General features: G+C 67.9%; 11 protein-coding genes. 7 read left to right on the forward strand and 4 right to left on the reverse strand.

What is annotated here, in order from left to right; all coding sequences use genetic code 11:
• Nucleotides 1-5: 5 nt before the first annotated feature.
• The 4 genes from yidC to rpmH are packed head-to-tail and all read right to left on the reverse strand — an operon-like array spanning nucleotide 6 to nucleotide 2,176.
• A complete protein-coding gene (yidC, locus tag JYK17_RS27135) occupies nucleotides 6-1,292 on the reverse strand; it encodes a membrane protein insertase YidC (RefSeq protein WP_222811367.1) in 1,287 nt (428 codons plus the stop codon).
• A gap of 3 nt (nucleotides 1,293-1,295) precedes the next feature.
• A complete protein-coding gene (gene yidD, locus JYK17_RS27140; protein ID WP_108010433.1) occupies nucleotides 1,296-1,649 on the reverse strand; it encodes a membrane protein insertion efficiency factor YidD in 354 nt (117 codons plus the stop codon).
• Nucleotides 1,646-2,017, reverse strand: a complete 372-nt coding sequence (gene rnpA / locus JYK17_RS27145; RefSeq protein WP_078516731.1) for a ribonuclease P protein component — start codon at nucleotides 2,015-2,017, stop codon at nucleotides 1,646-1,648. The genes yidD and rnpA overlap by 4 nt, the downstream gene beginning before the upstream one ends.
• 21 nt (nucleotides 2,018-2,038) lie before the next feature.
• A complete protein-coding gene (rpmH, locus tag JYK17_RS27150; protein ID WP_015659252.1) occupies nucleotides 2,039-2,176 on the reverse strand; it encodes a 50S ribosomal protein L34 in 138 nt (45 codons plus the stop codon).
• A 377-nt stretch (nucleotides 2,177-2,553) separates the two neighbouring features.
• On the opposite strand from rpmH, the gene dnaA reads away from it, so the two are divergent.
• The 7 genes from dnaA (at nucleotide 2,554) to gyrA (ending at nucleotide 14,448) form a co-directional block, all read left to right on the forward strand.
• Nucleotides 2,554-4,536 (forward strand): chromosomal replication initiator protein DnaA, encoded by a 1,983-nt coding sequence (gene dnaA, locus JYK17_RS27155; RefSeq protein ID WP_222811368.1) that lies wholly within the window; start codon nucleotides 2,554-2,556, stop codon nucleotides 4,534-4,536.
• Nucleotides 4,537-5,405: 869 nt separating this feature from the next.
• Nucleotides 5,406-6,536: a DNA polymerase III subunit beta gene (dnaN, locus tag JYK17_RS27160; RefSeq protein ID WP_108010439.1), complete on the forward strand. Its 1,131-nt coding sequence runs from the start codon at nucleotides 5,406-5,408 to the stop codon at nucleotides 6,534-6,536.
• A gap of 167 nt (nucleotides 6,537-6,703) precedes the next feature.
• Nucleotides 6,704-7,579 carry a phosphogluconate dehydrogenase (NAD(+)-dependent, decarboxylating) gene (gene gnd / locus JYK17_RS27165; protein WP_108010441.1) on the forward strand — a complete coding sequence of 292 codons (876 nt, stop codon included), beginning with the start codon at nucleotides 6,704-6,706 and terminating at the stop codon, nucleotides 7,577-7,579.
• Between the two features lie 96 nt (nucleotides 7,580-7,675).
• On the forward strand, nucleotides 7,676-8,797 hold the full coding sequence (recF, locus tag JYK17_RS27170) for a DNA replication/repair protein RecF (protein WP_108010443.1): 1,122 nt from the start codon (nucleotides 7,676-7,678) through the stop codon (nucleotides 8,795-8,797).
• Nucleotides 8,794-9,339: a DciA family protein gene (locus JYK17_RS27175; RefSeq protein ID WP_222811369.1), complete on the forward strand. Its 546-nt coding sequence runs from the start codon at nucleotides 8,794-8,796 to the stop codon at nucleotides 9,337-9,339. Before recF ends, JYK17_RS27175 begins: the two co-directional genes overlap by 4 nt.
• Nucleotides 9,340-9,726: 387 nt before the next feature.
• Nucleotides 9,727-11,811 carry a DNA topoisomerase (ATP-hydrolyzing) subunit B gene (gyrB, locus tag JYK17_RS27180; RefSeq protein ID WP_108010447.1) on the forward strand — a complete coding sequence of 695 codons (2,085 nt, stop codon included), beginning with the start codon at nucleotides 9,727-9,729 and terminating at the stop codon, nucleotides 11,809-11,811.
• A 42-nt stretch (nucleotides 11,812-11,853) separates the two neighbouring features.
• A complete protein-coding gene (gyrA, locus tag JYK17_RS27185) occupies nucleotides 11,854-14,448 on the forward strand; it encodes a DNA gyrase subunit A (RefSeq protein WP_108010449.1) in 2,595 nt (864 codons plus the stop codon).
• The last annotated feature ends 2 nt before the right edge of the window (nucleotides 14,449-14,450 follow it).

Here is a 14,450-nt window from a genome sequence, read left to right on the forward strand (position 1 = left end):
CCTTCTTACTTCTTGGACGGGGACTTGGGGCGCTGCGGGCCCTTGCGCTGCCCGGACTGGGCCTTGCTGCGGGTGCCGCTGCCGGGCTGCTTCGGCTGAGCCTTCTTGGCGGCGGAGGCCGGCTTGGCGTCCTCGGGCTCGTCGGACTTGCTCAGCGACGTGGGCGACCCGGAGTCGGCCGGCTTCGTGGCCCCGGACTGACGCTGCGACTTCGACTGGCGCTTGGGCTGCTGACGCCTGGGGGCGGCGGTGCCGGCGCCGGTCGTGGGCGTACCGTCCTCGGTCTGGGCAGCGGCGGCGTTCTCGCTCCTCACCACGTTGCCGTCGGTCTGGGCAGCGAGGCCCGCCTTGTTCAGAGCGTTGATGAACTTGCGCTCGAACTCGTTGCGGTCACGGCCCTTGGCGACGATCGCCTTGATGATCGTGCGCTCGCTGCGCCGGCGGGTCTTGCCGTGGTGCGTGACGTGCTTGGTGAGGCGCTCCAGGTAGGCGGCCTGAGCCTTGGAACCCGGGGTCGGGTTGTTGTGGATGACGTACATCTGCTGGCCCATGGTCCACACGTTGGTGGTCAGCCAGTAGACGAGGACACCGACCGGGAAGTTGATGCCGAAGACGGCGAACATGACCGGGAAGACGTACATCAGCATCTTCTGCTGCTGCATGAACGGCGTCTTCACCGTGGTGTCGACGTTCTTCGTCATCAGCTGACGCTGCGTGTAGAACTGCGACGCCGACATCAGGACGATCATGATGGCGGTGACGACGCGGACATCGGTGAGCGTGGCGCCCAGCTGGGCGACCTTGTCCGAGCTGTCCGTGAACTTCGCGGCGAGCGGGGCACCGAAGATGTGTGCCTTACGGGCGCTGGCGAGCAGCTGATCGTCGATGACGCCGATCGTCTTGCCCGTCGCGATGCCGTTCAGCACGTGATAGAGGGCGAAGAAGAACGGCGACTGCGCCAGGATGGGAAGGCACGAGGAGAGCGGGTTGGTACCCGTCTCCTTGTACAGCTTCATCATCTCTTCGGACTGGCGCTGCTTGTCGCTCTTGTAGCGCTCCTGGATCTTCTTCATCTCGGGCTGCAGCGTCTGCATCGCCCGGGTCGACTTGATCTGCTTCACGAACAGCGGGATCAAGCAGATACGAATCAGAATCACCAGGGACACGATGGACAGGCCCCAGGCCCAGCCCGTGTCGGGACCGAAGATCTTCCCGTACATCGAGTGGAACTGGACGATGACCCATGAGACGGGTGTCGTGATGAAGCTGAAGAGGCTGGCAATCGTGTCCACTAATCATGCTCCTTGGACATGGGACGAGGTCTCTGCGGCCGGGCTCGAAGGAACGCTTCCCTCGGTGGCCGAATCGGCGGCGGAGGACCCGCCCTTGCGTGCGTGCCACGAGTTGCGCAGCATTTCGTGCCATCGCGGGCGCTTGCGCGGCGGGACATGATCCACGCCGCCCAGCGACCACGGATTGCATCGGAGGATGCGCCAGGCCGTGAGCGCCGTGCCCTTGACCGCGCCGTGCCGGTCGATGGCCGTATAGCCGTAGTGGGAACACGACGGGTAGTACTTGCACACCGGCCCCAGGAGTGGACTGATCGTCCACTGGTACAGCTTGATCAGAGCCAGCAGCGGGTACTTCATCGCGCGCCCCCTCCCAGCAGCCGCTCGATGGCGGCATCCAGGTCTTGGGCCAGTTGTGCATGGTCGGCGTCACCCGCACCGGGCAGCGCTCGTACGACTACCAGGCTACCGGGGGGCAACAGAGCTACTCGGTCCCGCATCAGATGACGCAACCTTCGCTTGACCTTGTTGCGTACGACCGCGCCGCCCACGGCTTTGCTCACGACGAAACCCGCACGCGTCGGGGAGGCGCTCTCCCCAGGCGCATGCGGGTCCGTGGCACCGCTACGAAGGTGGACGACGAGGGTCGGGCGACCTGCCCGACGCCCGCGTCGTACCGCGGTCGCGAAGTCCTCGCGCCGCCTCAGCCGGTTCTCGGTGGGCAGCACGACGGCATGACCTGACCGGGATCAGGCGGACAGGCTGGCGCGGCCCTTGGCACGACGGTTCGCCAGAATCGCGCGCCCGGCACGGGTACGCATCCGCAGGCGGAAGCCGTGGGTCTTGGCACGACGACGGTTGTTCGGCTGGAAGGTGCGCTTGCTCACTCGGGGGCTCCAGAAGTCAAATCGGTGGTTGCGAATGCCGTGCTGGCTGTCACCGTGCGCCCACGAGTAGCTCGCAGTTACGCCCGAGTGCACCGCTTCCCGATCACCTGACGCGATCTGTGCCCTTCGGAGGCAGGCGGCAGCAGCCATCGACAACTCGACCTGGTTACGGTACGCGGGGCTACGCCATCCGGTCAAACCAGTGGTCACTGAGAGACACTATCCACAGGCTGGGGACAACAACTTGAACCGCACCCGTCGCCCTGACTACCGTGGCTGAACTCCGATTCGTTCCCCTCTACCTGCTCCACCCCATTTGAATCCCGACTCGTCCCAGAACCACACGTTCGTGGGACCCCCGTGAGAGAGCGTGCCCTGTGGCTGACGTACCTGCCGATCTTGCCGCAGTGTGGCCACGAGTACTCGAGCAACTCCTCGGTGAGGGGCGAGGGCAGGGAGTGGAGACGAAGGACGAGCACTGGATCCGCCGCTGCCAGCCCCTCGCGCTGGTCGCCGACACCGCACTGCTCGCCGTCCCGAACGAATTCGCCAAGGGCGTCCTGGAGGGCCGGCTCGCCCCGATCGTCAGCGAGACCCTGAGCCGCGAGTGCGGCCGCCCCATCCGCATCGCGATCACCGTCGACGACTCCGCGGGCGAGCCCGCCGGCCCACCCGCGCCCCCGGCCCGCTCCCAGCAGCGCTACGAGGAGCCCGAGCTCCCCTCCGGCCAGTACGAGGGCTACGGCCGCCACCGCGGCGACGACCACCGCCCCGCCCGCTCCGAGCAGCTCCCCGGCGCCCCCGGCGACCAGCTGCCCCACCCCCGGCCCGAACAGCTGCCGCATCCGCGCACCGACCAGCTCCCCACCGCGCGCCCGGCCTACCCCGGCGAATACCAGCGCCCCGAGCCCGGCTCCTGGCCGCGCCCCTCGCAGGACGAGTACAGCTGGCAGCAGCAGCGCCTCGGCTTCCCCGAGCGCGATCCCTACGCCTCGCCCTCCCAGGACTCCTACGGACCGTCCGGACAGGACTCGTACGGATCGCAGACCCAGGACACCTACGCCCCGCCCTCGCAGGACTACCGGCCGCAGCCGATGGAGCGTCCGCCCTACGAGCCCCAGCGCTCCGAGTACGAGCAGCAGCGTTCCGACTACGACCAGTCGCGCCAGGACTACGACCAGCGCGACGCCCGCCGGGAGCTGCCCGAACAGGCGACCGGCTCCGGGCACGTCCACCGGGGCGGCCCCGTCGGCCCCAACCTGCCCGCCTCCGGCGCCCCCGGCCCGCTGGCAGCGCAGCCCGCGCCGGCGCCCGGCCCCGGTGAGCCCACCGCACGCCTGAACCCCAAGTACCTCTTCGACACGTTCGTCATCGGCGCCTCCAACCGCTTCGCCCACGCGGCCGCGGTCGCCGTCGCCGAGGCACCCGCGAAGGCCTACAACCCCCTGTTCATCTACGGGGAGTCGGGGCTCGGCAAGACGCACCTGCTGCACGCGATCGGGCACTACGCCCGCAGCCTCTACCCCGGCACGCGCGTGCGGTATGTCAGCTCGGAGGAGTTCACCAACGAGTTCATCAACTCCATCCGCGACGGCAAGGGCGACAGCTTCCGCAAGCGCTACCGCGAGATGGACATCCTGCTCGTCGACGACATCCAGTTCCTGGCGGACAAGGAGTCGACGCAGGAGGAGTTCTTCCACACCTTCAACACGCTCCACAACGCCAACAAGCAGATCGTGCTCTCCAGCGACCGGCCGCCCAAGCAGCTGGTGACGCTGGAGGACCGGCTGCGCAACCGCTTCGAGTGGGGTCTGATCACCGACGTCCAGCCGCCCGAGCTGGAGACCCGTATCGCGATCCTGCGCAAGAAGGCGGTGCAGGAACAGCTCAACGCCCCGCCGGAGGTACTGGAGTTCATCGCCTCCCGCATCTCGCGCAACATCCGCGAGCTGGAGGGGGCGCTGATCCGGGTGACGGCCTTCGCCTCGCTCAACCGGCAGCCGGTCGACCTGGGTCTGACGGAGATCGTCCTCAAGGACCTGATCCCCGGCGGGGAGGACTCGGCCCCCGAGATCACCTCCACCGCCATCATGAGCGCCACCGCCGACTACTTCGGGCTCACGGTCGAGGACCTGTGCGGAACCTCGCGCGGCCGCGCCCTGGTGACGGCCCGCCAGATCGCCATGTACCTGTGCCGGGAGCTGACGGACCTCTCCCTGCCGAAGATCGGCGCGCTGTTCGGCGGCCGCGACCACACCACGGTGATGCACGCGGACCGCAAGATCCGCAATCTGATGGCCGAGCGGCGCTCCATCTACAACCAGGTGACGGAGCTGACGAACCGCATCAAGAACGGCTGACGGCGGCACCGCCCCGTCCCCGACACGTCTGCAGGGCGCCCCCGGAGGAGATCCGGTGGGCGCCCTTCGTCGTGTCGGTCGCAGGCCGCTGTTCGATTACCTGCCGGGTTACGGTCTCTCTCCACAGATTGCGGGACTTTTTTCCTTCCACATCCTGGGGACCGCGAAGTTGTCCAGAACACGATCCACAGGAGACCTGCCCACAACCCATCGAGGCAGGTCAGGTGGCTGTGGATTCGTGGACAAAGGATCTCCACAGACTGTGGACGAAGAAGTGATCCACAAGCTGTGCACGAAGTTGTCCACCGACAACCCACAGGCTGGGCCCGGTTGTCCCCAGCGATCGGCCGCTTCTCCACATGGCTGTCCACTGTTCGGCAACACGACGCGCCTGATCACCGTGTCGAGTGAAAGGCGTCACACCAAGCTGCCGGGGCGGGCTGTGGGAAAGCCGGTCAAAGCTGGGGACGAGCCTGGGGAGAAGTCGCCTCAGGCTGTGCACGGGGTGTGCAGAACTTTCTGTTCTCCACAGAACCCCGGAGTTGTCCACTGCCTCCGCCCACAGGGGCGGTGGACAAAATCTCGGCCCTGAGCTGGGCAAACGGGGTTATCCACGGTTTCCACAGCCCCTACTACTACTCCCAACTAGAGAGAGGGAGAAGTTCGCTTCGAAGTGGGTCCTGTGCACAACTCGCCGTCCGGTGCCCGGCTGCCCCTCGTCACGACTTGACCCCGAGAGGCACCTACTGTCAGTGCCGTGCGTCAGACTGTTCCCCGGTGTCCTTCCCTTCACCGGGACCGGCGACACCGAGACAGACGACGGAGCCAGGCAGGGCGAGAAGCGCCGGCAACAGCAGGAGGCGGCAACAGTGAAGATCCGGGTGGAACGCGACGTACTCGCGGAGGCAGTGGCCTGGGCGGCGCGCAGCCTCCCGGCCCGTCCGCCGGCGCCTGTCCTCGCCGGCCTTCTGCTGAAGGCCGAGGACGGCGCCCTGAGCCTGTCCAGCTTCGACTACGAGGTCTCCGCGCGCGTGTCCGTGGAGACGGAGGTCGAGGAAGAGGGCACCGTCCTCGTCTCCGGCCGACTGCTCGCCGACATCTGCCGCGCTCTGCCCAACCGCCCGGTGGAGATTTCCACAGACGGTGTACGGGCGACCGTGGTCTGCGGCTCCTCGCGCTTCACACTCCACACCCTGCCTGTGGAGGAGTACCCGGCACTGCCGCAGATGCCGAACGCGACGGGCACCGTCCCCGGTGAGGTCTTCGCCTCCGCCGCCTCCCAGGTGGCCATCGCCGCCGGCCGGGACGACACGCTGCCCGTGCTGACGGGTGTGCGCATCGAGATCGAGGGCGACACCGTCACGCTGGCCTCCACCGACCGCTACCGCTTCGCGGTCCGCGAGTTCCTGTGGAAGCCGGAGAACCCGGAGGCCTCCGCGGTCGCGCTGGTGCCCGCCAAGACGCTCCTGGACACCGCCAAGGCGCTGACCAGCGGCGACAGTGTGATCCTGGCGCTGTCCGGCTCGGGTGCGGGCGAGGGCCTGATCGGCTTCGAGGGCGCCGGGCGGCGTACGACGACCCGCCTGCTGGAGGGCGACCTCCCGAAGTACCGCACGCTGTTCCCGACGGAGTTCAACTCCGTCGCCGTGATCGAGACCGCCCCCTTCGTGGAGGCCGTCAAGCGTGTGGCCCTGGTCGCCGAGCGCAACACCCCGGTGCGCCTCAGCTTCGAGCAGGGCGTGCTCATCCTGGAGGCCGGCTCCAGCGATGACGCACAGGCTGTGGAAAGGGTGGACGCGCAGCTGGAGGGCGACGACATCTCCATCGCCTTCAACCCGACGTTCCTGCTGGACGGCCTGAGCGCGATCGACTCCCCGGTGGCCCAGCTGTCGTTCACGACCTCCACGAAGCCCGCGCTGCTGAGCGGCAAGCCCGCTCTGGACGCGGAGGCGGACGAGGCCTACAAGTACCTGATCATGCCGGTGCGGCTCAGCGGCTGAGCGTTGTCCACAGTGACCCCCGGCCTTGTGGGTACCCGCAGGTCGGGCCGGGTTGGGGGTCACGTTTGAGCGGGTATGCCCACAGCTGTGCGTGGACGTCCGGGTCTAGGCTCGGACACAGGTACGAACGTGCCCCACACGCCACACAGCAACCTAAGGAACAACTGATGGAGCTCGGTCTCGTCGGCCTCGGCAAGATGGGCGGCAACATGCGCGAGCGGATACGCCGCGCAGGCCACACCGTCATCGGATACGACCGCAACCCGGACCTTGCCGATGTCCACAGCCTCGACGAGCTTGTGGGCAAGCTCAGCGGCCCCCGCGTGGTCTGGGTGATGGTCCCGGCCGGAGCCCCCACCCAGTCCACCATCGACGAGCTCGCCGACCTGCTGGAGCCCGGCGACGTCGTCGTGGACGGCGGCAACTCCCGCTGGACGGACGACGAGAAGCACGCCGAGGAGCTGGCGGCCAAGGGCATCGGATTCGTCGACTGCGGCGTCTCCGGGGGCGTCTGGGGCCTGGAGAACGGCTATGCGCTGATGTACGGCGGCGACGCGGAGAACGTCGCCAGGGTGCAGCCGGTGTTCGACGCCCTCAAGCCCGAGGGGACCTTCGGCGCGGTGCACGCGGGCAAGGCCGGTGCGGGCCACTTCGCGAAGATGGTCCACAACGGCATCGAGTACGCGATGATGCAGGCCTACGCCGAGGGCTGGGAGCTGCTGGAGAAGGTCGACTCGGTCACGGACGTGCGCGAGGTCTTCCGGTCCTGGCAGGAGGGCACGGTCATCCGCTCCTGGCTGCTGGACCTCGCGGTGAACGCCCTGGACGAGGACGAGCACCTCGACAGGCTTAAGGGTTTTGCACAGGACTCCGGTGAGGGACGCTGGACTGTGGAAGCCGCCATCGACAACGCCGTGCCGCTGCCGGCGATCACGGCCTCGCTCTTCGCGCGGTTCTCCTCCCGCCAGGAGGACTCGCCGCAGATGAAGATGATCGCGGCGCTGCGCAACCAGTTCGGCGGCCACGCGGTCGAGAAGAAGTAGTCCACAGCACGACAGACACGACAGAACAGTCCACCGATCCACCGGCCCCCACCCGGCCGAGGATCCACGAACGCTGGGGGAGGTCGGCGAACGACCATGCACGTCACGCATCTGTCGCTGGCCGACTTCCGCTCGTACGCCCGGGTCGAAGTTCCGCTCGACCCGGGCGTCACCGCCTTCGTAGGACCCAACGGCCAGGGCAAGACGAACCTCGTCGAGGCCGTCGGCTATCTCGCCACCCTCGGCAGCCACCGGGTCGCCTCCGACGCGCCCCTGGTCCGCATGGGCGCCGACCGCGCGGTCATCCGCGCCCAGGTCCGGCAGGGCGAACGGCAGCAGCTGATCGAGCTGGAGCTGAACCCCGGCAAGGCCAACCGGGCCCGTATCAACAGATCCTCGCAGGTCAGGCCCCGTGACGTGCTGGGCATCGTACGGACCGTGCTGTTCGCGCCCGAGGACCTCGCCCTGGTCAAGGGCGACCCCGGCGAGCGGCGCCGCTTCCTCGACGAGCTGATCACCGCCCGCTCCCCGCGCATGGCCGGCGTGCGCTCCGACTACGAGCGGGTCCTCAAGCAGCGCAACACGCTGCTGAAGTCGGCGGCGCTGGCCCGACGCCACGGCGGCCGCTCCATGGACCTGTCCACGCTCGACGTCTGGGACCAGCATCTGGCGCGCGTCGGCGCGGAGTTGCTCGCCCAGCGCCTCGATCTGATCGCCGCGCTCCAGCCGCTGGCCGACAAGGCGTACGAGCAACTGGCCCCGGGGGGCGGCCCGGTGGCCCTGGAGTACAAGCCGTCCGCCCCCGGCGAGGCGCACACGCGCGAGGACCTTCACGAGCAGGTGATGGCCGCCATCGCCGAGGCGCGCAAGCAGGAGATCGAGCGGGGCGTCACCCTCGTGGGCCCGCACCGGGACGATCTGCTGCTCAAACTCGGCCAGTTGCCCGCCAAGGGCTACGCCTCCCACGGCGAGTCCTGGTCGTACGCGCTGGCGCTGCGCCTGGCCTCGTACGACCTGCTGCGGGCCGAGGGGAACGAGCCGGTGCTCGTTCTCGACGACGTCTTCGCCGAGCTCGACACCCGCCGCCGCGAGCGCCTGGCGGAGCTGGTCGCGCCGGGTGAGCAGGTGCTGGTGACGGCCGCGGTCGACGACGACGTACCGCACGTACTGGCCGGGACGCGGTTCTCCGTGTCGGACGGGACGGTGGAGCGCGTATGACGAACGAAGAGCCGGTACCAGAGCCGGTACCCGACAAGACCCCCGAGCCGTCCGGAGTCGACCTCGCGCGCGTGGCGCTCAGGGCGGCCAAGGAATACGCACGCGCGCGTGGGGACGCGGCGCAGCAGAAGAAGCAGGCGCGGCGTGGGGGCCTGCGCTCCGGCGCGCGCGCCGACGGACGCGACCCCATGGCGCTCGGCGCTGCGATCAACCGGCTCATCACCGAGCGCGGCTGGGAGACCCCCGCGGCGGTGGGCGGGGTGATGGGCCGCTGGCCGCAGATCGTCGGCGAGGACGTGGCCAAGCACTGCGAGCCGGAGAAGTACGACGAGGACGAGCGGGTGCTCGTCGTGCGCTGCGACTCCACGGCCTGGGCGACGAATCTGCGCCTGCTGGCCCCGACGCTCGTCGCCCGTCTCAACGAGGATCTCGGGCACGGCGCGGTGCGGGTGATCAAGGTGAACGGCCCCAACGGGCCCGCTCGTCGCTACGGTCCCCTGCGTGCCCCGGGCAGCAGGGGACCCGGCGACACGTATGGGTGACAGACCTCACATTCACCGGCCGCCGGCGCTCTTCTCGATGCGCCGGCGGCCGCTTCGTTGCACCCCGGCGTGCGGATGCGAATGCCTATCTGACTCCCAAGTAGCCAAGGGTTGACAGCCGGAAGCGCTGAGTGCCGCTGTGAGCCTCTTGGAGCCCCGTTCCGTATATGGGGACCCGGAAGACGCCGGTTGAGGGCGGCACATGCGGACTCAGGTACCGGCAAACCCCCATCACTGTCGGCGCTACCGGTAGACTGGAGGCCAATCCCGCCCCATTCGTGGGGACCGTCCGGGAAAAGCTGAGCAACGCTGAACAAGGCTTACCAACGCAACATGCCGCAGCCGCTCCGGCAACCCTCCGGAGGGGGGACCCCCAGAGCCTGGCTCGTGCTGTGCCAGAAAGGGCGCTTCGTGGCCGATTCCGGCAACCCCAACGAGAACATCCCGTCCACCGACGCCGGCGAGAACGGCGCGGTGACCTCGTCGAACGGCGAGGTCACCGCCTCGTACGACGCCAGCGCCATCACCGTCCTCGAAGGCCTGGACGCGGTCCGCAAGCGCCCCGGTATGTACATCGGCTCCACCGGTGAGCGAGGACTGCACCACCTCGTGTACGAGGTGGTCGACAACTCCGTCGACGAGGCGCTCGCCGGCCACGCGGACACCATCGACGTGACGATCCTCGCCGACGGCGGCGTGCGCGTCGTCGACAACGGCCGTGGCATCCCGGTCGGCATCGTCGCCTCCGAGGGCAAGCCCGCCCTCGAGGTCGTGCTGACCGTGCTGCACGCGGGCGGCAAGTTCGGCGGTGGCGGCTACGCGGTCTCCGGCGGTCTGCACGGCGTGGGTGTGTCCGTCGTCAACGCGCTGTCGGCGAAGGTCGCCGTAGAGGTGAAGACCGACGGCCACCGCTGGACGCAGGACTACAAGATGGGCGTCCCCACTGCACCGCTCGCCCAGCACGAGGCCACCGACGTGACCGGTACCGCGGTCACCTTCTGGGCCGACCCGGACATCTTCGAGACCACCGAGTACTCCTTCGAGACGCTCTCGCGGCGCTTTCAGGAGATGGCGTTCCTCAACAAGGGTTTGACGATCAAACTCACTGATGAGCGCGAGTCGGCGAAGGCCACCACCGGTGCGGACGAGGCGGGTGCGGACGAGAAGGCCGAGGTCAAGGCCGTCACGTACCACTACGAGGGCGGCATCGTCGACTTCGTGAAGTACCTCAACTCCCGCAAGGGGGACGTGGTCCACAACACCGTCATCGACCTGGAGGCGGAGGACAAGGACAAGAGCCTGTCCCTCGAGGTCGCGATGCAGTGGAACAGCGGTTACAGCGAGGGCGTGTACTCCTTCGCCAACATCATCCACACGCACGAGGGCGGTACGCACGAAGAGGGCTTCCGGGCCGCGCTGACGTCGCTGATCAACAAGTACGCGCGCGACAAGAAGCTGCTGCGCGAGAAGGACGACAACCTCACCGGTGACGACATCCGTGAGGGCCTGACCGCGATCATCTCGGTCAAGCTGAGCGAGCCGCAGTTCGAGGGCCAGACGAAGACCAAGCTGGGCAACACGGAGGCCAAGACCTTCGTGCAGAAGGCGGTCTACGAGCACCTGAACGACTGGCTGGACCGCAATCCGGTCGAGGCCGCGGACATCATCCGCAAGGGCATCCAGGCGGCCACCGCGCGCGTGGCGGCCCGCAAGGCCCGCGACCTGACCCGGCGCAAGGGCCTGCTGGAGACGGCGTCGCTGCCCGGCAAGCTCTCGGACTGCCAGTCCAACGACCCCACCAAGTGCGAGATCTTCATCGTCGAGGGCGACTCCGCCGGCGGCTCGGCCAAGTCCGGCCGCAACCCGCAGTACCAGGCGATCCTCCCGATCCGCGGCAAGATCCTCAACGTGGAGAAGGCCAGGATCGACAAGATCCTGCAGAACCAGGAGATCCAGGCGCTGATCTCCGCCTTCGGCACGGGCGTGCACGAGGACTTCGACATCGAGAAGCTCCGCTATCACAAGATCATCCTGATGGCGGACGCCGACGTCGACGGCCAGCACATCAGCACCCTGCTGCTGACCTTCCTGTTCCGCTTCATGCGCCCGCTCGTCGAGGCGGGTCACGTGTTCCTGTCCCGTCCCCCGCTCTACAAGCTCAAGTGGGGCCGGGACGAGGTCGAGTACGCCTACTCCGACCGCGAGCGCGACGCCCTGGTCGAACTCGGCCGCCAGCGCGGCAAGCGCATCAAGGAAGACACGATCCAGCGCTTCAAGGGTCTCGGCGAGATGAACGCCGAGGAACTGCGCATCACGACCATGGACCAGGAGCACCGCGTCCTCGGCCAGGTCACCCTCGACGACGCCGCCCAGGCCGACGACCTGTTCTCGGTCCTGATGGGCGAGGACGTCGAGGCCCGCCGCCAGTTCATCCAGCGCAACGCCAAGGACGTCCGCTTCCTCGACATCTGAGTCGGTCTCAGCTGACCGCACCAGGAAGGACCTTCACCAGCAATGGCCGACGAGAACACTCCTGCCCCCTCTGACGAGGGCGGCGTCATCGCCCAGCGTCTCGAGCCCGTCGGGCTCGAGACGGAGATGCAGCGCTCGTACCTCGACTACGCGATGTCCGTCATCGTCTCGCGTGCGCTGCCCGACGTCCGTGACGGCCTCAAGCCCGTCCACCGCCGGGTCCTGTACGCCATGTACGACGGCGGCTACCGCCCCGAGCGCGGCTTCTACAAGTGCGCCCGTGTCGTCGGCGACGTCATGGGCAGCTACCACCCGCACGGCGACTCCTCGATCTACGACGCGCTGGTCCGCCTCGCGCAGCCGTGGTCGATGCGGATGCCGCTGGTGGACTCCAACGGCAACTTCGGCTCTCCGGGCAACGACCCGGCGGCGGCCATGCGCTACACCGAGTGCAAGATGGCGCCGCTGTCGATGGAGATGGTCCGTGACATCGACGAGGAAACCGTCGACTTCATGGACAACTACGACGGCCGCTCCCAGGAGCCGACCGTCCTGCCGGCCCGGTTCCCGAACCTGCTGATCAACGGCTCGGCCGGTATCGCGGTCGGCATGGCGACCAACATCCCGCCGCACAACCTGCGCGAGGTGGCCTCCGGTGCCCAGTGGTACCTGGAGAACCCGGACGCCTCGCACGAGGAGCTCCTGGACGCGCTGATCGAGCGCATCAAGGGCCCCGACTTCCCGACCGGTGCGTTGGTCGTGGGCCGCAAGGGCATCGAGGAGGCGTACCGCACCGGTCGCGGCTCCATCACCATGCGCGCGGTCGTCGAGGTCGAGGAGATCCAGAACCGCCAGTGCCTGGTGGTCACGGAGCTGCCGTACCAGACGAACCCGGACAACCTCGCGCAGAAGATCGCCGACCTGGTGAAGGACGGCAAGATCGGCGGCATCGCGGACGTCCGCGACGAGACGAGTTCCCGTACCGGCCAGCGGCTCGTGATCGTGCTGAAGCGGGACGCGGTCGCCAAGGTCGTGCTGAACAACCTCTACAAGCACACCGACCTGCAGACGAACTTCGGCGCCAACATGCTGGCGCTGGTCGACGGCGTCCCGCGCACCCTCTCCCTGGACGCGTTCATCCGCCACTGGGTGGCGCACCAGATCGAGGTCATCGTCCGCCGTACGCGCTTCCGGCTGCGCAAGGCCGAGGAGCGGGCGCACATCCTGCGCGGCCTGCTGAAGGCCCTGGACGCCATCGACGAGGTCATCGCGCTGATCCGGCGCAGTGAGACCGTCGAGATCGCGCGCGGGGGCCTGATGGACCTCCTGGAGATCGACGAGATCCAGGCGAACGCCATCCTCGAGATGCAGCTGCGCCGACTGGCCGCCCTGGAGCGCCAGAAGATCGTCCAGGAGCACGACGAACTCCAGGCGAAGATCACCGAGTACAACGCGATCCTGTCCTCCGAGGCCCGTCAGCGCGGCATCGTCAGCGAGGAACTCGCCGCGATCGTCGAGAAGTACGGCGACGACCGCAAGACGATGCTGGTGCCCTTCGACGGCGACATGTCCATCGAGGACCTCATCGCCGAGGAGGACATCGTCGTCACCGTCTCGCGCGGCGGCTACGTCAAGCGCACCAAGACGGACGACTACCGCGCGCAGAAGCGCGGCGGCAAGGGCGTGCGCGGCACGAAGCTGAAGGAAGACGACATCGTCGACCACTTCTTCGTCTCGACCACCCACCACTGGCTGCTGTTCTTCACCAACAAGGGCCGGGTCTACCGGGCGAAGGCGTACGAGCTGCCCGACGCCGGCCGTGACGCGCGCGGTCAGCACGTCGCGAACCTGCTGGCCTTCCAGCCGGACGAGTCGATCGCCGAGATCCTGGCGATCCGCGACTACGAGGCGGCGCCGTACCTGGTCCTGGCCACCAAGGGCGGCCTGGTCAAGAAGACGTCTTTGAAGGATTACGATTCGCCCCGCTCCGGTGGTGTCATCGCGATCAACCTCCGGGAGACGGCGGACGGTTCCGACGACGAACTGATCGGAGCAGAGCTGGTTTCGGCCGATGATGACCTGCTTCTGATCAGCAAGAAGGCCCAGTCGATCAGGTTCACCGCCACCGACGAGAGCCTGCGCCCCATGGGCAGGGCCACCTCCGGTGTCAAGGGCATGAGTTTCCGCGAGGGCGACGAACTTCTGTCGATGAATGTTGTTCGACCCGGTACGTTCGTGTTCACTGCCACAGACGGCGGGTACGCGAAGCGGACCGCCGTCGACGAGTACCGCATCCAGGGTCGCGGCGGCCTCGGCATCAAGGCCGCCAAGATCGTGGAGGATCGCGGGTCGCTCGTCGGCGCGCTGGTGGTCGAGGAGGCCGACGAGATCCTCGCCATCACGCTGTCGGGCGGTGTGATTCGTACGCGAGTCAGCGAGGTCAGGGAGACGGGCCGTGACACCATGGGCGTCCAACTGATCAACCTGGGCAAGCGCGATGCCGTGGTCGGTATCGCACGTAACGCCGAGGCGGGACGCGAGGCGGAGGAGGTCGACGGCGCCGATGCCGTGGACGAGACCGCCGAGGGTGCCGCGACGACCGGCACGGACGAGGGTGAGGCGCCCTCGGCCGAGTAGCA

The organism is Streptomyces plumbidurans (assembly GCF_019857225.1).
In the GTDB taxonomy this organism is placed as follows: Bacteria; Actinomycetota; Actinomycetes; order Streptomycetales; family Streptomycetaceae; genus Streptomyces; species Streptomyces plumbidurans.